Here is a 23,372-nt window from a genome sequence, read left to right on the forward strand (position 1 = left end):
CTCAGAACAGCGCGGATTCCGCTGCGCCGGACTCATCGACCTCGCCAAGGCGCGTGTTGGCCCGCATGCCCGCGCGCAACTCCCCACGTAGTGCGAGCAGCACCCGGCGGTGATCCGCCTTGTGGTCCAGCACAGCCCGGTTTCGTGCCGCGGACTGGCGCAGAAACGCCTTCCAGGGCTTCTCGGGCAGCGCGAAAGAACGGTTCAACTGCCCGTCGCCGTAACCGTTGTCATAGACCTGCTTGCCCAGCAGCACGGCGGTAAAGACGTTGTAGGTGAACAGATGCGCCGAGGGCACGTCCAGTGGCGTGGGTAACTGGTGCCTCCACAGGTCCAGCAGGTGCTCCAGCCGGTCGGAAATCTTCAACTGGGTGCGCGAATCCATCCAGTAGGGGTCGTCAGTGCGGTTGTTCAGGCGGTAATGCAGGCAGATGAAATCCCGCACCTCGTTGAACATCCCGTCAGACACCCGGTTGTAGGCGTCGCGGGTGGCGTCCTCGTAGTCCTGGCTGGGAAAGTACTGCAACAGCCAGCGCAGACCCATGTCGATCATGTGGATCGCGGTGGACTCCAGCGGTTCGATGAACCCGCCCGACAGGCCCAGAGCGATGCAGTTCTTGACCCAGGCCCGGCGCGATCGGCCCACCCGCATCGGGATCACGCGCGGCTCTGCCCCCGGCGGGGCCATGTCGCCCAGATGCGCCAGGAATTCTTCGGCGGCTTCGTCGTCCGTGCGATGGGCCGAGGAAAAGACATAGCCCGTGCCGATGCGGTTGAAGAGCGGCACCGCCCAGCTCCACCCGGCGCCCAGCGCGGTGGATTGCGTCGCGGCCCGGATCTTTTCGGGATCGGGATGCGGCACCTGCAGCGCCATCGCACGATCGTTGCCCAGGTAGTCCGCATAGCTGTCAAAGGGTTCGCCCAGCGCCTTCTGGATGACCAGCCCACGAAAGCCGGTGCAATCGAGGACCAGCTGCACCGGGTGCCGGCCCGTTTCCCGCAAAACCAGCGCGGCGACAAATCCGCGCTCGTCCAGTTCGACATCGTCGACGTCGTCCAGGATGTGTTCGATACCGTGGTCGCGGCCCCGCTCTGCCAGGAGCCCTGCGAACTTGACCGCGTCGAGGTGATAGGCATAGCCCGCCCGGGGCATGGGATCCTCACCCTGCTTGTTCAGGGAAAAGGGGCATTTCCAGGATTCAAAGAGATCCATGAGCGGCGAAAAGGACCGGATGTAATCCCGGTTGCCCGCGCCGTAGGCCTGAAAATAGTGACCGGCCTCGACGCCCTCGATCCGGGGCGGGCTGGCAAAGGGGTTCATGTAGCGGATGAACCTGCCCTTGCGGTCGACGTTCCAGTCGTTGAACATCACCCCCATCTTGAACGAGGCGTTGCAGCGCCGCATGAACTCCTGGTCATCAATGCTCATCTCGCGCAGTGTGACGGGCATGTGCGGCACCGTCGCCTCGCCGACGCCCACGGTGGGCACGTTGGGCGACTCGATCAGGGTGATCTTGATCTTTGGGGCGCATTTCGTCCGCAGGAAACAGGCCGCCAGCCAACCGGCCGTGCCGCCCCCCACGATGGTGATGGATGTGACCGGATCGCCCATGCCGCTGCCCTCCCCGCAACTTACGCCGGGTCAGCCTAACGGCAGGCGGCGAAATGGCAAAGGGTCAGGTGAATTCCGGCCCGTGGACCCAAGTGGTCAGAGAATAGCGCTGGCCCCGCGATACCGGTGTCACCCGGTGCAACGTGAAGCTGGGGAACAGGATGGCGCTGCCGCGTGTCGCATCCGCTGTTTCCACCTGTCCGTTGCCGTTGAGCTCCAGCCGCCCACCCTCGTAGGCGCTGCCTTCGCTCAGCTGTGCGACAAGCGTCAGTTTGCGCTTCTGGGCGAAGGTGCCGGCACCGATGTCGGAATGCCAGTCAAAATGCCCGCCCGCGTCCGAGGCATAGAGCGCCACCTGCGCCCGCTCGGCGAACTCGGTCAGGGCAAAGTTGAAATGCGCGCGGTTCACGTCGCGCACGACTTCCATCACCCGGCGAAAGACCCAGGCGCCCTCGCCCTCTTCGTCCAGCCAGGTGATGCGGGCGACGCGGATGTTCTCATTCTGGCGCCCGCGCACCAGGCCGGCGTCGCTGAAGTCCTGTGCCTGGGTCAGGCGGATGATCTGGTCGCACTCGGTGTCGGAAAACATCCGGTCGAGAGAATAGGGTGACAGCATGCAGATGCCCCGATGGAAAGGATCTGAGCCGCATGCCACCGGCCCGCGTCGGATACCGGTCTGTTTGCGACATGAAAGGCCGAAAACGTCACATTTCTTTTGCAGGGCGTTTTGGGGTCCGGAATTCCGGACCGCACATTCGAACAAATAGCTTGACCAATGAGACACGCCCGCCTATTTGTCCCGGCATGACCACGCAAATGACATATCGCAGTTGTTGCTAACCTCCTTCCGGTAGGTAAACCCGCAAGGTGCGGGGCACGACTGCTAATCGTTGCGTTCTTTCCCAAGAATTTGGTTCGAGACCAATGCCTACCGCCATTGGATACAGTGGCTGAATTGGTTATGGCGCCGGATTGCAAATCCGGAGTATGCGGGTTCGAGTCCCGTCTGCATCTCCAAACATCACCCCAACAAAACATGAGCTTAACAACCACATGACAGCTTCACGGTCCGGCCCGCAGCGATGAGTGGGAGAAACAGGTTCGGGCTCTGCGTCGGGCGAGTTGACCATTGAACCTTTCCGAATCCCTGATCCGGGTGTTGAAACAACACGTTTCGAAACCCTGAAATCCGGGAAAATAACTCGGAAAACTCTGGAATAGAAAACGACGGCAGATTCCCCTGCCGCCGCCCAAATAATTCGCACCCGAACGCCGCAGAATTACCGCCTATCGCCAATCACGGCCTTCAGCATCTCGCGCTCTTCACCGGTCAGGTCGGTCAGCGGCGATCTCACCGGGCCGGTGTCGAACCCTCGCAGGGCCACACCCGCCTTGATGGCGGACACCGCGTAGCCGGTCTTGCGGTCGCGGACCCTGGCGAAGGGATAGTAGAAGTCGGTCAGCATCCGTTCGCACTTGGCATCGTCGCCCGCCTGGAAGGCCGCGTGGAATTCCAGCGCGGTTTCGGGGACAAAGTTGAAGACGGCAGAGGAATAGGTATCCACGCCCGCCCCCCGGAACGCCTGCGCGAACAGTTCATGCGTGGGCATCCCGCCGACATAGGCCAGCCTGTCGCCCAGCCCGATTGTGATTCGGCGGACCGTGTCGATGTCGCCGGTGCCATCCTTGAAACCGATCAGGTTTGGGCACTCTTCGGCCAGGCGTGCAAGCGTATCGGCAGAGACAACCGACTGGCCCCGATTGTAGACGATCACGCCCATGTTGGTGGCGTTGCAGACGGTGCGGATATGCGCCTCGATCCCGTCCTGCGGCGCGCCGATCAGGTAGTGCGGCAAAAGCAGGATGCCGTCACCACCCGCCGCCTCGATGCCCTGCGCCATGTCGCAGGCCATGCGAGTGCCATAGCCGCAGCCGGCGATCACCGGCTGGCCGGGCTGGGCGGCGCGGGCGGTCTTGACCACCTCGACCACCTCGGCAGGGGTCAGCGAAAACAGTTCACCCGTGCCGCCGGCGACGATCAGCCCGGCGATCTTGTGCGGGCTGAGCCATTCGAGATGGGCAGAAAAGGCACTGGGGTTGAACCTGTCATCGGCATCGAAGGGCGTTACCGGAAAGGACAGCAGGCCGGAACGGATGATGTCGCGCAGGGCGATAGGGTCGATCATGTCTTTGAATCCTCGTGCATTCAGTCTTCGTGGATGCCATCGCCGCAAAAGGCGCCGCCCTGGTAGAGCGCGTTGACATCGTCGGCGGGCGGCGGGTCCATTTCGGCGTCGATCTTGGCGCGGAACTGCTCGGCATTGTCTTTCGGCTGCCAGCCCAGGTAGGCCACTTCGCGGTTGTCCCACCAGGAGGCCCCGTTGGCCGAGGCGCCATAGACGATGGGACAGCCCAGCCGCGGCACCATGAAGACGCGTTCGATCAACTGCATGAAATCGTCAAAGCTCATCCAGGTGGACAACATTCGGTGGTTCTTGGGCTCCGGAAAGCAGGACCCGATGCGCACGCTTGCGGTCTCGATGCCGTATTTGTCGTGGTACATGCTGGCCATCGCCTCGCCGAACACCTTGGACACGCCGTAAAGCCCGTCGGGCCGGGGCGTGCTGTTGGCGTCCAGCCGCTGGGTCTGCTTGTAGTAACCGATGGCATGGTTCGAGCTGGCAAGGATGATGCGCGGTTTGACCGAGGATTTGCGCGCGCCTTCGTACAGGTGAAAGACCCCGTCGATATTGGCGTTGCGCACGGTGTCCCAGTTGGCCTCGACCGACTGGCCGCCCATGTGGACGATGCCATCGCAGCCCTCGACCAGCGCCTCGACCGCTGCCTTGTCCCCCAGGTCACAGGGCACCAGTTCCTCGTGCGGGGCGGCCTGCCCCAAGTCGGCGCCGGGGCGGTCGGACAGGCGGATGGTTTCTGCGATGGGCTTCAGCCGCTCGCGGCAGACGGCGCCGAGGTTGCCCGTGGCGCCGGTGATCAGCAGTTTCTTCAGCATGGTGTCCTCTTGGTCAGTGCGCGGTCCAGGAACTGCAGGACCGCATGGTGAATGGCCGGGGTTTCCTTGTGGCCGGTCTCCTGGTCGATCCAGGTCACCAGCTGGTCGGTCTGCCCGGTGGCGTCATAGGCAAGGCGCAGGTCCAGCGTCGCCTGCGCCCCGGCGGGGATGGCGGTAAAGGGATCCTCGCGGCCATGAGCCACGAATTGCGGACGCGGCGCAATCAGGCCGGCGACCTGTCCCATGTCCGTGTGGCGCAGCACCCCCGGCACGATCAGGTACAGGCCGTGACGGTCGTGGACTCCGGTTTCGATCAACCCCTCTATGCTGGCCAGCATGCATAATTGCGCCACCGCCGCCACCCGGGACTCCAGCGCCCCCACCCACATGGCCAGCGCGGCCCCCATCGACATGCCCAACACGGCGATGCGGGTGCTGTCGATCCGGTCATGACCGGCCAGCCAGTCGAAGGCCGCCAGTTGATCCCCGACCATCTGGCCGAACAGCGGCCGCCCCCGCCAGAACCCGGCCTTGGCCAGGGCGCTTTCGCTGCCTTCGGACCGGCGATCGCCAAAGCCGGGCATGTCCATAGCCAGCACGGCATGACCGGCGGCCAGGAGGTCGGGACCATAAGGGGACGCCAACCAACGTGCGCCCTCTGCCACTTCACGACGCCCCAGATCGAATTGCCCGCCGTGGGCGTGGCAATAAAGAACGGCGGGAACGGGCCCCTCTCCCTCCGGCAGCCAGAGCGTCGCGGGCTTTCCGTCCAGCCGCAGCTCGATCCGCGACCCGGTATCGGCCACCTCTGCCTCTTGTACCTCGGCCACGGGTTCGGGCCGAACCTCGGGCAGCGCCAGCAAGTCGCGCAGCGTGGCGCGCAGGGTTTCGGGGTCGCAGCTCATCCTAGGTATAGGCCGTCGATCCGTCCGGGCGGATGGGCAGCTTGCGCTCCCAATGAATGTAGCGATCCGTCTTCAGGAAATCCTCGTCAATCTCGACACCCCAGCCGGGGCGGTCCGGGCGCAATTCCAGGTAGCCGTCCACCGGCATGTAGGGATCCCGGACATAGCCTGCCGCCTCATCGACCGGGGCAAGGTCGCGGCCGAGGAAGGCCGAAGTGCCGGGCAGCCGGTATTCGAGGATCTTGAAGTTCGGACAGGCGGTGGCGAAATGCAGGTTCACCGCCGTCGCAAGCGGCCCCATCGGGTTGTGCGGCGCGACGGGGACGTAAAAGGCCTCGGCGATGGCGGCGATCTTGCGCATCTCCAAAAGGCCACCGACTGCGCAGATGTCTGGCTGGATGATGTCTGCCCCGCCCGCCTGCAAAAGGCGCAGGAACTCGAACCGGGAATAAAGGCTTTCGCCCGTGGCCAGCGGCACCCGCAGCTGCGATTTCAATGCGCCCCAGGCCTCGATATTCTCGGGCCGCATGGGTTCCTCGAAGAACAGCGGGTGGAAGGGCGCCAGCGCGTTGCCCAGTTCCGCCGCCTGCCAGGGCTCGAAGATGCGCGCATGGGCGTCAAAGGCGAACTCGTAATCGGGGCAAAGCGCGGTCAGCTCTGCCACCCAGTCCGTGGTCGCCCGGATCACCTTGCCCCAGGGCTCGGCATGGATGTCATTGCGATAGGGTGACAGCTTGAAGGCGGTGAAGCCGTGCGCCTCTTGCATGGCGGCGCAATGGTCGTGGATCTCACCCGCGTCCGGCGCGGAATAGACACCGAGATAGACCCGCACCCGATCACGCACATGCCCCCCCAGCATCATGTAGACCGGCAGGCCCACGGCCTTGGCCGAGATGTCCCAGAGCGCGTGGTCGATGGCCGAGATCGCCGCCAGCCCCAGTGCGCCCGGGGGAAACCGGCTGTGCTGGTAGAGCTTGAGGATCAGACGTTCGATCCGGCGCGGGTCCTCGCCCTCGATCTGGGTGTAGAGATAGTCCAGCAGCGGCGGCAGGGCCCGGTCGGGGCCGTGGTTGTAACACTCGCCCCAGCCGGTGATCCCCTCGTCTGTGTCGATGGCCACGATGACGCGCGGACGGTTGCCGTCGCGGGACATGAAACTGCGCAGGCCGGTGATCTTCATCGGGTCATCCCTGGAAACGAGGTTGCGGCAGGCCGGTGACGCCAAGGCCGGTGATCGCGAAAAGGCCACCGGCGTCTGGCTGGGCGGGATCGTCCGACAGCCCGGCACCGATGGAGGTGACGTAAAGCGTGGCCAGATCCGGGCCGCCAAACATCGGCTTGGTGGGCTTTTCCACCGGCATCTCGATGGTCATCAACACCTCGCCCTGAGGGGAAAGGCGATAGAGCTGCCAGCCGGAAACGCCCGCCTGCCAGTAACACCCCTCGGCGTCCACGGTGCCGCCGTCGGGGCGCCCCGGCACCGAACGCGTATCGAAAAATACCTCTGGTTCACCCGGTGTTCCGGTCGTCGTGTCATAATCGCAGGCCCAGATGGTGCGCACGCCCGGATTGCTGTCAGAGAAATAGATCCGGCGCCCATCGGGCGAAAAGGCCAGCCCGTTGGTCGTAAAGATCCCATCGCGCCAGGCCGTCACCGCCCCGTCCGGGTCCAGCCGATAGAAGGCGCCCAGCGCCTCGGGCTCTCCGCCGTCCTTCATGGTTCCTGCCCAGAACCGGCCCTGCGCATCGGTCGCACCGTCGTTGAAACGGTTGTCCGCCAGATGTGCTTCCGGGTCGTGGATCGCCTCGCGTGCCCCCGTCTCCGGATCGAAGAGCCAGAAGCCGGATTTCGCCGCCAGCACCAGCCCGCCCTGCTCCCGCACCGCAAGGCACCCGACAGGTTCGCCGTATTCGATGGTTCGGTTCTCGCCCGTGACCGGGTCATAGCGATAGATGACGCCCGCCGGGATATCGACCCACCAGAGACATTGCGCCCGGTCGTCCCAGACCGCGCCCTCGCCAACCCCGGCGCCCACCGGCGCAACGCATGTGATCTCGATCCCCATCTACTCCCCCTTGAAGACCCGGTTTTCCGAGCCGTCGATATGCGCGCTCATGGCGGCGCGGGCGGCCGCCGCGTCACCAGCCTCCAGCGCATCCACGATGGCCTGATGTTCGCTGCTCATGTCGCGCTTGCCCTTTGCATAGCCTGTCCGCCCCAGCGAGCGGACGAACTTGCCGATGAACAGCATGTGCGGGCGTAGCATCTTCATGGTCTCAAGCAGGAATCGGTTGTCAGACAACTTGGCAATCTTGAAGTGAAACGCAAGGTCAGGCTCGACCGTTGCCGTGCCCGCCTCGGCCAAGTCCTGCATGTCGGCGATATAACCACGCAACTCGGCGATGTCTGCCGCCGTGGCCCGCGCCGCCGCCAGCGCCGCCGTCTCGGCCTCGACAAAGCGCCGAAACCGGAAATAGGCGGCAATGTCGTCGATACTGCCCAGCGGCTCATACCCCGCGCCCTCCTTGGGCGGACCGACACTGACGAAAGATCCGGCCCCCTGTTTCGACACGATCAACCCATCCTCGCGCAAGCGGGCAAGGGCTGTGCGCACCACCGGGCGCGATACGCCATAGTCACTCGCCAGATCGTTTTCGCTGGGCAGACGCTGCCCCAGCGAAAAGGTCCCATTCCGGATCGCGTCAAGCAATTCGGAATAAACGCTTTCCTCAAGCCGCGTCCCGCCGCGTGTCGGTCTTGCCCCCTGCGCCTCAGCCATCTTCTTCTCCAGTAGCAGCGCCCCTCGGCACCTTACAACATTTAAAAATTAGTTTGACAAGTTGTCAACGTGATGCAGAGTCGGGCCACTGAAAAAGCGCGATTCACGCGTTCAGGGAGGAGAGACATGACCCAACACTGGCGAATTGCTTCGCTGGCCTCTGCGGCTATCGGCGCCTTGCTGATGCCGCTGGCCGCCGCCGCATATACCGACGCGCCGATGCTGGCCGACAAGGTCGCCGCCGGCGACCTGCCCGAGGTGGACGCCCGCCTGCCCGACCAGCCCGAGGTGATCGAGCCACTGAACGAGATCGGCACATATGGCGGCACCATCCGCCGTTTCCTGTCCGGCTCGAACGACCACAACTCGATCCTGCGGTTCGTCATGCCCCAGGGCCTGACCCGGTGGAAGCCGGACTTCTCAGGCGTGGTGCCCAACATCGCCGAAAGCTGGGAGGTCAACGAGGACAGTTCCGAATTCACCTTTCACCTCCGCGAGGGTCTGAAATGGTCGGACGGCGAACCCTTTACCGCCGATGACATCATGTTCTTCGTCGAGGATCTGCTGCAGAACAAGGAGTTCTATCCCAACGCCCCGGCCCGTTTCGTCGTCGGCGGCGAGGTGATGACGGCAGAAAAGATCGACGATTACACCGTCACCCTGAAATTCGCCGCCCCCTACGGCACCTTCCTGACCGAGCTGGCCACGCCGCTGGCGCAGGAACCGGTGCTCTGGGCCAAGCATTACTGCCAGCAGTTCCACCCGAAATACAACGCCGACGTCCAGCAGATGGTCGACGCGACAGAGGCGGTCGAGGACTGGCCCAGCCTCTACCGCCTGAAATGCGGCGAGGTCGAGGCGCCGAACCGCTGGGCCAATGCCGAACGCCCGACGCTGGACCCCTGGATCGTCACCGGCGACGGCTATACCGCCGGGTCCACCCAGGTCATCATGGAGCGCAACCCCTACTTCTGGCAGGTCGACACCGAGGGCAACCAACTGCCCTACGTCGACCGGCTGCAATGGGGCGTGTCGCAGGACGCGCAGGCGATCCTGTTGGAAGCGATTGCCGGCAACGTCGACATGCAGGCCCGCCGGATCGCGACGCTGGCGAACCAGCCGGTGCTGTACCAGAACCAGGACAAGGGCGGGTACAAGCTGTACCAGCGCACCGCGGCGGATTCCAACGACATGGCGATCCATTTCAACCACACGCACAAGGACCCCGAGATGCGGGCCTTCCTGACCAACAAGGACGTGCGGATCGCGCTGTCGCTGGGCATCGACCGCGAAGAGATCATCGACATCGTCTACCAGGGCGTCGGTGAACCCTGGCAGATCGGCCCCCTGCCCCAGCACATCCTCTACAACGAGAAACTGGGCCGACAGCACACCGACTTTGACCCGGACCGGGCCAATGAACTGCTGGACGCCGCAGGCTATACCGAGCGCAACGACGACGGCATCCGCCTGTTCCCGTCCGGAGAGCCGATCATCTTCAACGTCAACTATCCGGGCGTCGAGGTGCCGCACTGGGGCGACAGCCTTGAGATCATCAAGGATCAGTGGTCGCAGATCGGCATCGGCCTGAACTCCAGCAGCGTGGAACGGTCGATCTACTACAACCGGGGCGAGGCCAACGAGCATGACTTCATGGTCTGGGGCGCGCCCGGTGGCCTGGACCCGACGCTGAGCCCGCGCGACGTGCTGGCGATCCACCCGCAGGCCTCTTGGTTTGCCATCCCATGGGCGCGCTGGCACCTGTCGGGCGGCGCGGACGGACAGGAACCCAGCGAGTCCATGAAAAAGCGCTTCCAGCTTTACGATGACTTCAAGGCCGAGGCCGACCAGGACAAGGCGCTGGACATCTTCCGCGAGATCCACCGCATCGCGGCGGATGAGTTCGAGATCATCGGCATCACCACCCGGCCCAGCGTCTACGGCGTCGTGAACGCCAAGCTGCGCAACGTGCCGGAGGCCCTGCCGGGGTCGTGGATGTACCCCGATCCAGGTCCGACCCTGCCGCAGACGTACTTTTACGCGGAGTGATCCGCCGCCGGGGTGCGCAGCATCTGCGCACCCCGCCCACCCGACGCAGGCCGCGCGACCGTCACGGGCCTGACGCAAGAGGTTCCCCATGATCTGGCGCTATATTCTCAAACGGATCATCTGGATGATCCCGTTCATGTTCGCTGTCTCCGTCGTGGCCTTCCTGCTGATCCAGGCGCCACCGGGCGACTACCTGACCACCTATATCGCCAAGCTGGGCGAATCGAACGAACTGCTGGACCAGGCCTCCATCGACAACCTGCGCGCGCGCTTCGGGCTCGATCAGCCGCTCTATGTCCAGTATTTCAAATGGGTTGCGAACCTGCTGCAGGGCGATTTCGGCATGTCCTTCGAATGGCGCCAGCCGGTGTCCGACCTGGTGTGGGAGCGGATGGGCCTGACGCTCTGCCTCAGCTTCGCGACGCTGCTTTTCACCTGGGCCGTGGCCTTTCCCATCGGCGTCTATTCCGCCGTGCACAAGTATTCCATCGGTGACTACATCGCCACGACCATCGGCTTCATCGGCCTGGCAACCCCCAACTTCCTGCTGGCGCTGATCCTGATGTATATCGGCGTGGTCCACTTCGGCACCGATGTCGGCGGGCTGTTCAGCCCCGAGTACCAGAATGCCCCGTGGTCGGCCGCCAAGGTCTGGAACCTGGTCGAACATCTCTGGCTGCCGGTCATCGTTCTGGGCACCTCGGCCACCGCCAGCCTGATCCGCATCATGCGCGCCAACTTGCTGGACGAGTTGAACAAACCCTATGTCGACACCGCCCGCGCCAAGGGCCTGTCGGAATTTGCCCTCATCATGAAATACCCGGTCCGCGTGGCGCTGAACCCCTTCATCTCGACCATCGGCTGGGTGCTGCCCAACCTGGTGTCCGGCGCCGTGGTAACGGCCATCGTCCTGTCGCTGCCCACTGCGGGGCCGCTGATGCTGCAGGCGCTTCTGTCCCAGGACATGTACCTGGCCGGCGCCTTTGTCCTGCTGCTGTCTTCGTTGACCGTGATCGGCATGCTGATCTCGGACATCCTTCTTGTCCTTCTCGACCCGCGGGTGCGCTATGAGTGACACGACCACGAACACCACCCCCGAGGACGACCCGCACAGCGCGGCGCTGCCGGCGGAAAGCCATGTGCACGACGCCCCGGCCATCGACCCGGACAAGGCGCCCGACAAGGTCGCCATCGCCTCGCAGTGGCAACTGACCTGGTGGGCGTTCAAGCGGCACCGGCTGGCGGTTTTCGCGCTCTGGATCATCGGGCTCCTGTACCTGGTCTCAATCTTTGCCGAGTTCGTGGCCCCCGACGACCCGACGAAACAGAACCGGCGCGCGGTCTATCACCCGCCACAGATGATCCACCTGATCGATCGCACGGACGAGGGCATCCGCATCCGTCCCTACGTCTGGAAGATGGACCGCCAGCGCGATCCCGCCTCGCTGGCCGTCAGCTACGTCAAATCAGAAGAGAAGATCTACCTGACGCTGTTCGGACGTGGTGCCGACTACAAGTTCTGGGGCCTGTGGGAGACCGATCGCCACCTCTTTGCCACGCAGGACCCGCGCGAAAAATTCTTCATCTTCGGCGCAGACAGGCTGGGCCGCGACATGTTCAGCCGCATCCTCTATGGCACCCGGATTTCCATGTCGATCGGCCTGGTGGGTGTGGCAATCAGCCTGGTGCTGGGGATCACGCTGGGGGGCCTCTCGGGCTATTATGGCGGCCGCGTCGACGCAGTTATCCAGCGCATGATCGAGTTCGTGCTCAGCCTGCCGACGATCCCGATCTGGCTGGCGCTGGCCGCCTCCCTGCCGCCTGACTGGCCGATCTACCAGCAGTATTTCGTCATCACCCTCATCGTCAGTCTCGTCGGCTGGACAGAACTGGGCCGCGTGGTGCGGGGGCGCTTCCTGGCGATGAAGAACGACGATTTCGTCATCGCGGCCCGGCTGGATGGCGCGTCAGAGGGGCGGATCATCTTCCGCCACATGCTGCCGTCGCTGTCGTCGCACATCATCGCCTCTCTGACGCTGGCCATCCCGCTCATGATCCTTGCGGAAACCGGGCTGTCCTTTCTCGGCCTCGGCCTGCAACCCCCGGCGATTTCCTGGGGTGTGCTGCTGAAAGAGGCGCAGAACATCATCTCGATCAGCCAGGCGCCCTGGCTCTTCATTCCGGGCGGCTTTGTCGTCGTCGCGGTCCTTGCCTTCAACTTTCTCGGGGACGGCATGCGCGATGCCGCGGATCCTTATGGCCACTGACATGCAACCCATCCTGCAGATCCAGGACCTGAACCTGGGGTTTTCCATGCGGCAGGGCGTCTTTGACGTTCTGCACGGGATCAGCTTTGACCTGCACCGGGGCAAGACAACCTGCGTCGTGGGCGAGTCCGGATCGGGCAAATCCGTGACCGCGCGGACGATCCTGAACATGGTCCCGCCGCCGGGCAAGATCAACGGCGGGCGCATCCTGTTCAACCCCGACGGGACAGAGATCGACCTGACCGCGCTGGACCCGCGCGGCCCCGCGATCCGCCAAATCCGCGGCGGAAGGATCGCGATGATCTTTCAGGAGCCGATGTCGTCGCTCAGCCCGGTCCACACCATCGGCAGCCAGATCATCGAGGCCATCCGCCTGCACCGCGAAGTGTCGAAAAAAGAGGCCCGCGACCAGGCCATCGAGGTCCTGAAACAGGTTGAGATCCCCAACCCGGACAAGGCGGTGGACCGTTACGCCTTTGAATTCTCCGGCGGGATGCGGCAACGGGCGATGATCGCGATGGCGCTGTCCTGCCGCCCCGACGTGCTGATCGCGGATGAGCCGACCACCGCGCTGGACGTCACCACCCAGGCCGAGATCCTGGACCTGATGAAAAACCTCCAGACCGAACTTGGCATGGCGATCATGTTCATCACCCACGACATGGGCGTGGTGGCCGAGATCGCCGACGAGGTCGTGGTGATGGAAAAGGGCCACGTCGTCGAACAGGGCGACATCCACCAGATCTTCGAAGCGCCGCAACATCCCTACACGCAGAAACTTCTCAACGCCGTGCGGCGACTGGAGGAACCGGCGGCGGCCAAGGTCCGCCCGGCGGGCGACAGCGGCAACATCCTGCGGGTCGAGAACCTGCAACTGCGTTTCGAGAAGAAAGAGGGCTTTTTCCAGCGCGTGACGGATGTGACCAAGGCCGTCGATGGCGTCAGTTTCGACCTCAAGCAGGGCGAGGCGCTTGGGATCGTAGGTGAAAGCGGATCGGGCAAGACCACCGTGGGCCGCTGCATCGCGCGTGTCTACGATCCGAACGCCGGTGTGATCGACTATGCCGGGCGCGACCTCATCGCCGCGAACAAGAACCAGCTGCGCGACACGCGCAAGCAGATCCGCATGATCTTCCAGGACCCTTTCGCCTCGCTGAACCCGCGCATGACGGTCAAGCAGATCATCGCCGAACCGCTGATCGTGAACGGCATCGCCAGGGGGCAGGAGCTTGAGGATCGCGTGGCAAAACTGCTGACCGAAGTCGGGCTGGACCCAGGCATGATGGAGCGCTACCCGCATGCTTTTTCGGGCGGGCAGCGGCAGAGGATCGTCGTCGCCCGGGCCATCGCGCTGGAACCCCGGCTGGTGATCGCGGACGAACCGACCTCGGCACTGGACGTGTCGATCCGTACGCAGGTGCTGGACCTTCTGCTGAAACTCCAGGCCGAGATGGGGCTGTCCTTCATCTTCATCAGCCATGACATGGCGGTGATCCGCTATTTCTGCGACCGGGTGGCGGTGATGTACCGTGGCAAGATCGTCGAGATCGGCGAGACCGAGGAGATCATCACCAACCCGCAGCACCCCTATACCAAGGCTCTGCTGTCCTCGGTCCCGATCCCCGATCCGAAACTGCGCGGCACCCGCCAGCGCCACCGCTACGTGGCCGAAGCATGACCGAAGAGGACCAGCTTGCCCCCGGCATGGCCGAGGCGATCCGGACGCATGAAAACTTGTCCGACTCCGAGGCCGCGACCTTTTGGGCCGAGGGCGCCGACTGGGCGCCAACCGAGGACACCGACTATACCGGAGCAGCGGGCCAGTCGCAGGCGGCGCGCGTCTACAACGGCGCGGCCTCCGGCCCGGTGATGCTGTATATCCACGGCGGCGGCTGGACCGGCGGCTCCATCGCGCTGAATGAACGCGCGTGCCAGATCATGGCGCGCAACAGCGGCTGCACGGTGATCTCGATCTCTTACCGGCTGGCACCCGAACACCCCTTTCCCGCCGGGCTGGAGGATTGCCGCGCGGCGCTGGACCAGTTTCGCGACCGCTATCCCGACCGCCCCTTCGTGCTGGCCGGGGCCTCTGCCGGGGGCAACCTGGCGCTGGCCCTGGCCTTCGACGCCCCCGTTCAGGGCCTTGTCCTGTTCTATGGCGTCTTCGGCGACGATTTCGAAACGCCCAGCTATCGCCGCTATGCCGAGGGGTTCGGCCTGACCCGCGCCCGGATGCAGGAGCTGTTCTCGCTCTACGACCCGCAGGGCGCCCATGCCACCGACCCGCGCCTGTGCCCGCTCAAGGCGAGCGACGGCCAGTTGCGCCTGCTGCCGCCCAGCTGCCTGATCGCCGCCGGGATCGACGTGCTGCGCGATGACACGACCACGCTGGCCGAACGGCTGACCCTGCTTTCCATCCCCCATAGCCTGCACGTCGAACCCGGCGTGACACATGGTTTCATCAACCGCGGGCGCCTTGTGCCCGCCGCCGACGCCTGCCTGACGCGGGCGGCGCGCTTTCTTGCCGATCCGGAGCAGCCATGAAAATCGAGACGATCACCGCCAGGACCTTCCGCCACAAGACCAGCATGGTCCGCGACAGTGACGGCCACGGCCACCCCGGACCCGAAAGCGACACCACCTCGGGCCTGCTGACCATCACCACCGATGACGGCCATCAGGGCCATGTCGTCACCAGGCCGCAGGACATGGCAGAACCGCTGCTTGACCGTTTCGTGCGGCCCAACCTGATCGGGCAGGACCCGCTGTGCACCGAACAGCTCTGGTACAAGGTCTACAAGTGGCAGCGGCTGGGGGGTGGGTTGTTGACCGACCGCGTGCTGGCAGCGGTCGACCTCGCGCTTTGGGATCTCAAGGGCAAGGTGTCGGGCCAGCCGGTCTGGAAACTGCTGGGCGGCGCGCGGCCCAGGATCCTCGCCTATGGCTCGACCATGTGCGGCGACGACCTGGAAAACGGGCTGGCAACGCCCGAGGATTACGCCCGCTTTGCCGACTGGATGGTGAATACCCGCGGCTACAAGGCGGTCAAGCTGCATGGCTGGATGCCCCCAATGCCCGGCGCGCCCGATCCGAAAAAGGACTACCAGGCCTGCGCCGCCGTGCGCGAGGCGGTGGGACCGGACGTGCCCCTGATGCTGGACCCGCATCACTTCTATTCGCGAACAGAGGTCCTCTGGCTGGCCAACAAGCTGGCAGAGCTCGACTTTCGCTGGATGGAGGAGCCGATGGAAGAGGCATCCATGTCCTCTTACAAGTGGTTGACGCAGAACACGCCCCTGAACATTCTCGGCCCCGAGACCATGACCGGTAAGCACTGGACCCGCGCCGAATGGGTCAAGCACGATGCCTGCGACATCGTCCGCGCCGGCGTCTGGGACGTGGGCGGGATCAGCCCGGCGATGAAGATCGCCAACATGGCAGAGTGTTTCCACATGTCGACCGAGATGCACGGCACCGGCGCCGGCAACCTGTCGGTCGCGCTGGCGATCCACAATACCAGCTTCTATGAACGCGGGCTGCTGCATCCGTTCATCGACTACGACGAGCCCAAGGAATACCAGAACCGCATCGACGACGAGATGGACGCCGAGGGCTATGTCCACGGGCGCGAGGATCCGGGCCTGGGTCAGGATCTGAACATGGATTACATCGAGGGGAACCTCGTGAATGCCTGACACCCGCATCGCCGAGCTGCGCGTCACCCCGATCGCATTCTACGACCCGCCGCTCCTGAACAACGCGGGCTGTCACCAGCCCTTTGCCCTGCGCTCGATCATCGAGGTCGAGACCGAAGGCGGCGTGATCGGCCTTGGCGAAAGCTATGGCACCCGTGCCGTGCTGGACGGGCTGGCGGCATTGGCCCCCTTGCTGCCTGGGCTGGAGGTGACCGACCTGAACGGCCTCTGGGCGCACGCCCGGCAGGCCGTGAGAGGCGGCCAGGAGGGCTATTCCGGCGATGAACGGCTTTTGCCGCGCGTCGTCGGCGCGGTCGAGGTCGCCCTGTGGGACGCGCTGGGGAAATCCACCGGGCGCCGAGTCTGCGACCTGCTGGGCGGGCAGGTGCGGGACGAAGTACCCTTTTCGGCCTACCTCTTTTACAAGTTCGCCGGCCATTCCGGCGCCGATCCCGACGATTGGGGAGAGGTGCTGTCACCGGAACAGCTTGTCGATGAGGCGCACCGTTTCAAGGAGTTACATGGTTTCGACGCCATCAAGCTCAAGGCCGGCATCCTGCCGCCCGAGGAGGAAATCGAAGGCTTGCGCGCCCTGCGCGCCGCCTTCCCCGAGGCGCCATTGCGGATCGACCCCAACGGCGGCTGGACGGTCGAGACCACCCTGCGCCTCTTGCCGCAACTCGAGGGGCTGATCGAGTACCTGGAGGATCCGACCGTCGGGATCGAGGGCAACGCGCGCGTGCAGGCCGCCACGGATATTCCGCTGGCGACCAACATGTATGTCGTCCATCCCAGCCACCTGCCCGCCAACATGGCGCAGGACGCCTTTCGCGTGATCCTCAGCGATCACCATTACTGGGGCGGGCTGCAGGCCAGCCGCGAGCTGGCGAAGATCTGCGAAATCTGGGGGCTGGGCCTGTCGATGCATTCGAACTCTCACCTGGGCATCAGCCTGGCGGCGATGACCCACCTCGCCGCCGCCACGCCGAACCTGACCTATGATTGCGACACGCATTCGCCCTGGCAGACGGACGAGGTGATCGAGGGCGGCAAGCTGGCCTTTCGCAACCGGCGGCTGCGCGTCCCCGATGGCCCCGGCCTTGGCGTCACGCTGGACCGGGCCGCTTTGGCCCGCCTGCACCAGAATTACCTGGACGCCGGGATCACCGAACGCGACGATGCCACCGAGATGCGCAAGCACTGGCCGGACTGGCAATTCGGTCGGCCAAAGTTCTGAAGCCGGGCCGGCCGAAACACGCCACTCACATTTTTTTCATTCTGCAGGTTTCGCCGAATCGCCTTTTAGGCGACTCTAGTGGTTGATTTTCAATCGGAGTTGATCATGCGGCGTCCTGGAATTTTCGCTTTGGTTCTGTGCCTGTGCCAGGTTCTGGCCCCCCTGACCGCCGCCCAACAGGCGGTCGATCCCGTATTTGACCCGGGCGGGACCGCCAAACCCGCGGACCTGCCCCTGCCCGGCAGCCTGCCGCTGATCGACTACGAAAAGGTCCTCTTTCCCTGGATCGCCCGTCGCGAATACGTCGGGCTGAACTGGAAGCGAGACAAGCGGTGGCGCGACACCGGGCCCTTTGTTTTCAATATGAGCTTTGGCATCCACCCGGCGGTGCGCATGTACTACTCGCCCGAGCTCATCACCTGGCTGGAAGGCGGGCGGACAGGGGCTATTCCCGACGGCGCCATCGTCATCAAGGAGATGGTGACCCCACCCGCCGCCCGCTACAACGAGTACCGCGCCGCGCTGGTGGCGCAGTACCCGGACGATCCCGCCAAGGTCGACGCGGAACTGACCGATTACGCCTATGACACCGGCGGCCTGAACTGGACCGTCATGGTCAAGGACAGCTCCCTGTCGCACGGCGGCTGGTTCTTTGCCTCGGTCTATTTCGCAGACAAGGACGACATGGCCGCGCGCAAGCCTGTGATCGACAGTTTTGAACCGCCCTACAGCCCGCCCCTCGGCGCAGGGGGCGACGGGATGTGCATGCGCTGCCATGCCTCCGCCGCCGAAGAGTTGATCTTTTCCGCGCTGGAAAACGTCGAGGGCTATCCCGACGATCCGCTGATCTTTCGTGTCGATGAAAGCTGGCGCGACCTGCCTAAGCCGCAGAAACCGGCCTTTGGGGCCGACTTGTCGGCAATGATCACGTCCTACCTGAGTGACGCCCATGATCCGGGCGCGATGCGCGCCGCGCATGTGGCGGCGGCCAAGGCCTCGCCGGTCGAGGTCAACAAAGAGTTCACCGCCATGTTCCCGCCCTCGGACGGGATCGACATCGCGCGGGCGCAGTTGCAGACCCTGCCCAGCGAATGGCTGGACCACGTCCCCGCCCGCCCGAACGACACCCAGCATTTCCTGACCTCGGACAATTGCGTCGGTTGCCACGGCGGTCTCGGCGGGGCGCCCTCGGGCGTGACCATGTTCATCAAGACCGGCTCGGACTACGGCAAGGGCTACAACATCTCGGAATACGGCGAATGGCGCTGGTCGCCGATGGGCCTCGCCGGGCGTGACCCGATCTTCTACGCCCAGCTGGAATCCGAATTCGCCCTGTTGAAACAGGCCGGCGCGGGCGAGCTGTCGGACAACCTTGGCACCACCTGCCTGTCCTGCCACGGCGCGATGGGCCAGCGACAGCTGGAAATCGACGCGCATGACAACCCCGACCTGGGGCTGGACGGCAATGTCTTCAAACCCGACTACGCGCTGCTGCACACACCCCTGACGACCGAGCAAAAGGACAAGCAGGTCGCCGACGGGACCTATGAGTACCACGTCTATGGCAACCTGGCGCGCGAGGGTATTTCCTGTTCGGTCTGCCACCACATCGCGCCCCCGGAACGGGCCGAGGGACAGCCGGACTACAACCCGCTGGACACCTACCTGATGAACGGCACAACCGGCGTTTTCCGCATGACCCCGGCGGACAAGCTGATCGGCCCCTTTGCCGATGTCCGCCAGAAGCCGATGGAAAACGCGATGGGCATCACCCCGGTGCATGACGACTATATCAAGGACAGCGAGATGTGCGGCGCCTGCCACACCATCAACCTGCCCAACGTGGACGCCCCCACCGATGCCCCCTTGCCCGGCTTTACCGCTGCCGAACAGGCGGTTCTGAACAAGGCCGCGCAGAACGCCGTCAGCTTTCTGTCCGATCAATACGGCGCCACCTACCGCGAACCGCTGGTCAAGTTCCAGCACTCGGTCGAACAGGCCACCTTCCTCGAATGGAAGAACAGCCAATACGCAGACGCGGGCACCGCCCGATCCTGCCAAGATTGCCACATGAAGGGCAATTTCGAAACGCTGGACGGCAAGATCAAGATCGACGGCCTCACCACGCAGATCGCCTCGATCCAGGACACGAACCTGCCCGACGTGCCGCATGCCCTGCCGCAGGACGAGATCGAGGTGCCCTTCCGCGACAATTACAAGCGCCACAGTTTCGTGGGACTCAACGCCTTCATGGTCGCCATGCTGTCGCAGTTCGACGAGGAAATGGGGCTGGGGCCGAAAGACCCCATGACCTACGCCACGAACGGCGCCCAGCTGTCGATGGACACGATGGCCCTGCAGGCGCGGGACGAGACGGCGGATGTGAAGATCCAGAGCCTGACCGGCAACGACAGCACCCTGACGGCACTTGTCACCGTCGACAACAAGACCGGGCACCGCCTGCCCTCGGGCGTCGGTTTCCGCCGCGCCTTCCTCGAGGTCCGCGTGACCGATGCCACGGGCAAACAGGTCTGGTGTTCGGGGTGCACAAATGGCGCCGGAGTCATCATCGGGCCGGACGGCGATCCGCTGAAGACAGAGTTCCTGGATTTTGTCCCGGAGGGCGCGACAGAGGCTTTGTATCAACCGCATCACGACCTGATCGACGACCAGACACAGGTGCAGATCTACGAAGAGTTGACCCAGAACGCGAACAAGCAGTTCACCACCAGCTTTGTCCACCGGGTCTATCACCCCAAGGACAACCGCCTGCTGCCCTGGGGCGCCGCGAAACCGGGGACAGAGGCCTTTGAGAAACGGTTCGGAACCTCGGACGTGACTGCCGCCTTCATGAAGGCCACGATGCCCGAAGGCCGCGCAGCAGAGGACGCGGGCGTGATGGCGGGCAAGGACGAGCTGACCTACAAGATCGCCCTACCCGATGGCGTCGACCCCAAGGGTGTGACCGTGCATGCCACGCTCTATTCGCAGGCGATCCCGCCCTACTACCTCAAGCAGCGCTTCGAGACCGCCCCAGACGGGCCGGCGACGCAGCGACTGTATTACCTTGCCAGCCGACTCAAGACCGAGGGCACGCTGATCGAGAACTGGAAACTGAAGATCCAGGGCGACACGGCGCAACTGCCCTGACGCCCGGTTCCGCCGGGCGGATCTTTGGGCCATGATGAAAGAACCCCGGCCGGGATGCTGGCCGGGGCCATGGTCATGGATGGATTGGCACATTGGATTTCAAGAACTTCGGGGGGCTGGCCGCCCTTCTGGCCGTGATCTGGGGCGTGGAGGCAGTCAACCTGCTGACCGGCTACGCTCTTAATGGCTGGCTGGGCCTCAAACCAAGGTCGCTGGGCGGGCTGGACGGCATCGTCTTCATGCCGCTGCTGCACGGCTCCCTCACCCATGCAGCGGCCAATACCGCGCCGCTGGCGGTGCTGGGCGCGCTTCTGATCTTGACGGCCCGTTCGGTGGCGCTCATGGCTTCGCTGCTCATCGTCCTCCTTGGCGGCCTGGGCGTCTGGGTATTCGGCACCGCGGCGATCCATGTCGGCGCCTCGGGGCTGATATTCGGCTGGTTCGGCTTTCTCGTGGCGCGTGGACTTGTCGAAAGACGCCTTGTGCCGTTGCTGGTGGCGGTCGGCGTTGCCGTGATCTATGGCACGATGGCCTGGGGCGTTCTGCCGGGACAGCCCGGAGTCAGCTGGGAATCCCATTTCTTCGGCGCGCTGGCCGGGATCGTCGCAGCAAGGGCCTTGCGCGGGACGGGCTGAACGGGCGGCGGGCACGGCAAGACGGAATTTGGCCGACCCGCATGTTTTGAAACTGCAATCTGTCCGGCGATGGACGGACCCCAAAAGTCTCGCCAGTCAAATAGTGTATTCCGGGCACCACATTTAGCGTCTATACGCAGCCCTCTGGAATCGAAGACCTGCCATGTCTATATCAGAATTGCCTGAGACATCGTGAACATGTTTCACAAATTTATAACAGGAACCAGTTGACCCTGGGTATTGTAGAAGTGGCGAGGGGCCTATGTCAGACGCATCCACACCAAAGGCAAAAAAGATTACGACTGCCCAGGAATTTGTCTCGCAAAATGCGCAGACCAGGCAGACAGAGGTCGCGAAGGCCAAGGATGAGCCTTCTGGTGCGGAGCGCTCCTTTGCAGCCATCCAGGACAACACTTTCTACAAGATCATGCTTGACGAAGGCCTGGCGCCACAAGACAAGCTGGCGCGGGTAACACAGGCACTGACCTTCACCGACGATCGGTCCGAAGCGCTCGAAAACTTGAATGAATTCAATGCCTTCAAAGAATATCTCCAGTTCGAACGCAAGCGCATGGCGCAGGAAATCATCGCGCTCACCGACACCGAGGCTTTCGGCGAACTGAAGGACGTCTTCGAACAGATCAATACCGCCCTTTTGACATTCGAAGACCAGATCGCGCCGCTGACGGATATCGTCGATGCGGTTTACACGTTGCGCATGAACGGAGTGACTTACGACATCTTCGAGGAATTGTTGCGCGAACGCGAACTGGAAAAGGAGCGCACAACCAAAAAGGCAGACCTCAAGCAAACGCTGAGCCAGTTGGAGTCCAAAGTCCGTGGATTGAAGACTGACAATGGCATGCTGCGCGAGGACAAGGGTTTTTTCGGACTTGGCGGCACCAAGAAAAGCGCGCTGGAAAAGATTGCAGCCAACGACGCGCTGATCGACGAACATACCGACGCGATGCAAAGCCTGCTCGACAAGATCAAGATACTGGAGACGCAGGGCCCGGCCAATTCGGAATTCGCGGAATTCGCCGCGGAAAAGGAGAAACTGCGCGAACTTCTGGACATCACTTCGGATGAACACAAGGCCCGGCAAGAGGCGCTGGTCGGCTCGGCCCAGGATTTCATCGACACCACCGAAAACAGGGTGTCCTCGGTTCTGGGGCATTTCACCAAGATGAACGGCCAGATCGACAACCTCGACGAGGCCAATTTCACCATGCGCTCGATGTACGCGATCCTGTCCGACGCGACCAAGCAGGTCGATGGCGCCAACGAGACCCGCCGGCAGCAAATCCGCTCTGCCATCGACGCCGCGGAAAGCGATCTGGAACGTCTGGGACAGGAACGGCTGGAACGCGACATCAACGACTACATCTCGAACCTCGGTCGCTCGAACGTGGACACCACTTCGGTCCTGGCTGAACTGACCGCGTCGGGACACCGGATACACTCGATGAAGGATGCGAACGCGCAGCAGGTGGCCAAGACCCGGCAACTCCACACCTCTGGTGTTGCGGGCGTCGCCGACCAGCTTTCGACGGTTCTGCAGGCGGTTTCGGCTGCGGCGCTTGGTGAAAGCTCGGAGGCTGCCAAAATGTCGCTCGAACGGATGAACCGAACGACGTCCGAGCTTGGCCAGCGTGAGGTGATCCGCGTCGCCCTGGGGACGAAAGAGATCAATCAGGACCTGACGAATGCCCTGTCCGAACTCTCGGAATACGGCGAGACGATCAAGGCCGCGACCCATATCACCCGTGAAGGGTTGACCGAGACCAAGGACCTCCTGGCCCAGATCGAACGGCAGACCGCCGAGACGCAGGCCGCGGTCAAGGAATCCCTGTCGGTGGCGGCAGACGTGGCCGGCGGCAAGGGCGGCACGCGCAGCCCTTCGCCGGCAGACGTCGCGCAAGAAGCCGAAGAGCGGAACGCACCGCCCAACCCCTTTGGACTGGGCAAGTCCTGACCTGTTCCGCATCCCGCCCTGGTCTGCCCCTCGTCATCTGTCCTGCCGGAGCCG

18 protein-coding genes and 1 tRNA gene are annotated in these 23,372 nt (G+C 63.8%); 11 read left to right on the forward strand and 8 right to left on the reverse strand.

Annotated elements, in window-relative coordinates; genetic code table 11:
* Position 1: 1 nt before the first annotated feature.
* Together G9Q80_RS23055 and G9Q80_RS23060 are read right to left on the reverse strand one after the other, a co-directional pair.
* Positions 2 to 1,612 (reverse strand): tryptophan halogenase family protein, encoded by a 1,611-nt coding sequence (locus G9Q80_RS23055; RefSeq protein ID WP_088715616.1) that lies wholly within the window; start codon positions 1,610 to 1,612, stop codon positions 2 to 4.
* Between the two features lie 64 nt (positions 1,613 to 1,676).
* On the reverse strand, positions 1,677 to 2,228 hold the full coding sequence (locus G9Q80_RS23060; RefSeq protein ID WP_088715615.1) for a prolyl hydroxylase family protein: 552 nt from the start codon (positions 2,226 to 2,228) through the stop codon (positions 1,677 to 1,679).
* Positions 2,229 to 2,552: 324 nt separating this feature from the next.
* Here G9Q80_RS23060 and G9Q80_RS23065 point away from each other — a divergent pair.
* Positions 2,553 to 2,629: transfer RNA gene (locus tag G9Q80_RS23065), tRNA-Cys, on the forward strand.
* 263 nt (positions 2,630 to 2,892) lie between these two features.
* Here the strand turns inward: G9Q80_RS23065 and G9Q80_RS23070 are convergent.
* From G9Q80_RS23070 to G9Q80_RS23095, 6 genes are read right to left on the reverse strand one after another with little or no spacing between them, the layout of a single operon-like run.
* Positions 2,893 to 3,795 carry a 5-dehydro-4-deoxyglucarate dehydratase gene (locus G9Q80_RS23070; protein WP_198549993.1) on the reverse strand — a complete coding sequence of 301 codons (903 nt, stop codon included), beginning with the start codon at positions 3,793 to 3,795 and terminating at the stop codon, positions 2,893 to 2,895.
* Between the two features lie 23 nt (positions 3,796 to 3,818).
* Complete coding sequence (locus G9Q80_RS23075; protein WP_184757148.1) at positions 3,819 to 4,625, reverse strand: NAD-dependent epimerase/dehydratase family protein; 807 nt, start codon at positions 4,623 to 4,625, stop codon at positions 3,819 to 3,821.
* Positions 4,619 to 5,530, reverse strand: a complete 912-nt coding sequence (locus G9Q80_RS23080) for an alpha/beta hydrolase family protein (protein ID WP_088715614.1) — start codon at positions 5,528 to 5,530, stop codon at positions 4,619 to 4,621. The genes G9Q80_RS23075 and G9Q80_RS23080 overlap by 7 nt, the downstream gene beginning before the upstream one ends.
* A 1-nt stretch (position 5,531) precedes the next feature.
* Positions 5,532 to 6,710, reverse strand: coding sequence for a mandelate racemase/muconate lactonizing enzyme family protein (locus tag G9Q80_RS23085; protein WP_088715613.1), 1,179 nt, complete (start codon positions 6,708 to 6,710; stop codon positions 5,532 to 5,534).
* Positions 6,711 to 6,714: 4 nt separating this feature from the next.
* Positions 6,715 to 7,596, reverse strand: a complete 882-nt coding sequence (locus G9Q80_RS23090) for an SMP-30/gluconolactonase/LRE family protein (protein WP_088715612.1) — start codon at positions 7,594 to 7,596, stop codon at positions 6,715 to 6,717.
* The gene (locus tag G9Q80_RS23095) at positions 7,597 to 8,310 is read right to left on the reverse strand and encodes a FadR/GntR family transcriptional regulator (RefSeq protein ID WP_088715611.1); all 714 of its coding nucleotides are present in this window, start codon (positions 8,308 to 8,310) and stop codon (positions 7,597 to 7,599) included.
* A gap of 126 nt (positions 8,311 to 8,436) precedes the next feature.
* Between G9Q80_RS23095 and G9Q80_RS23100 the strand changes: the two genes are divergently transcribed.
* The 10 genes from G9Q80_RS23100 (at position 8,437) to G9Q80_RS23145 (ending at position 23,318) form a co-directional block, all read left to right on the forward strand.
* Positions 8,437 to 10,359 carry an ABC transporter substrate-binding protein gene (locus tag G9Q80_RS23100; RefSeq protein WP_088715610.1) on the forward strand — a complete coding sequence of 641 codons (1,923 nt, stop codon included), beginning with the start codon at positions 8,437 to 8,439 and terminating at the stop codon, positions 10,357 to 10,359.
* 88 nt (positions 10,360 to 10,447) lie between these two features.
* Complete coding sequence (locus G9Q80_RS23105; protein ID WP_043141498.1) at positions 10,448 to 11,434, forward strand: ABC transporter permease; 987 nt, start codon at positions 10,448 to 10,450, stop codon at positions 11,432 to 11,434.
* Positions 11,427 to 12,626: an ABC transporter permease gene (locus G9Q80_RS23110; RefSeq protein ID WP_088715609.1), complete on the forward strand. Its 1,200-nt coding sequence runs from the start codon at positions 11,427 to 11,429 to the stop codon at positions 12,624 to 12,626. The genes G9Q80_RS23105 and G9Q80_RS23110 overlap by 8 nt, the downstream gene beginning before the upstream one ends.
* A gap of 1 nt (position 12,627) precedes the next feature.
* Positions 12,628 to 14,304, forward strand: coding sequence for an ABC transporter ATP-binding protein (locus tag G9Q80_RS23115; protein ID WP_246870572.1), 1,677 nt, complete (start codon positions 12,628 to 12,630; stop codon positions 14,302 to 14,304).
* Positions 14,301 to 15,170: an alpha/beta hydrolase gene (locus tag G9Q80_RS23120; protein ID WP_088715607.1), complete on the forward strand. Its 870-nt coding sequence runs from the start codon at positions 14,301 to 14,303 to the stop codon at positions 15,168 to 15,170. The genes G9Q80_RS23115 and G9Q80_RS23120 overlap by 4 nt, the downstream gene beginning before the upstream one ends.
* A complete protein-coding gene (locus tag G9Q80_RS23125; protein WP_088715606.1) occupies positions 15,167 to 16,321 on the forward strand; it encodes an enolase C-terminal domain-like protein in 1,155 nt (384 codons plus the stop codon). The genes G9Q80_RS23120 and G9Q80_RS23125 overlap by 4 nt, the downstream gene beginning before the upstream one ends.
* On the forward strand, positions 16,314 to 17,558 hold the full coding sequence (locus G9Q80_RS23130) for an enolase C-terminal domain-like protein (protein WP_088715605.1): 1,245 nt from the start codon (positions 16,314 to 16,316) through the stop codon (positions 17,556 to 17,558). The genes G9Q80_RS23125 and G9Q80_RS23130 overlap by 8 nt, the downstream gene beginning before the upstream one ends.
* 105 nt (positions 17,559 to 17,663) lie before the next feature.
* Positions 17,664 to 20,708 carry a hypothetical protein gene (locus G9Q80_RS23135; RefSeq protein ID WP_133066423.1) on the forward strand — a complete coding sequence of 1,015 codons (3,045 nt, stop codon included), beginning with the start codon at positions 17,664 to 17,666 and terminating at the stop codon, positions 20,706 to 20,708.
* A gap of 92 nt (positions 20,709 to 20,800) precedes the next feature.
* Complete coding sequence (locus G9Q80_RS23140; protein ID WP_088715603.1) at positions 20,801 to 21,343, forward strand: rhomboid family intramembrane serine protease; 543 nt, start codon at positions 20,801 to 20,803, stop codon at positions 21,341 to 21,343.
* Between the two features lie 427 nt (positions 21,344 to 21,770).
* Entirely contained in the window at positions 21,771 to 23,318 is a 1,548-nt protein-coding gene (locus tag G9Q80_RS23145; RefSeq protein ID WP_133066422.1) for a hypothetical protein, read from the forward strand.
* Positions 23,319 to 23,372 lie beyond the last annotated feature (54 nt).

The organism is Mameliella sp. LZ-28, assembly GCF_012274245.1.
Lineage (GTDB): Bacteria > Pseudomonadota > Alphaproteobacteria > Rhodobacterales > Rhodobacteraceae > Antarctobacter > Antarctobacter albus.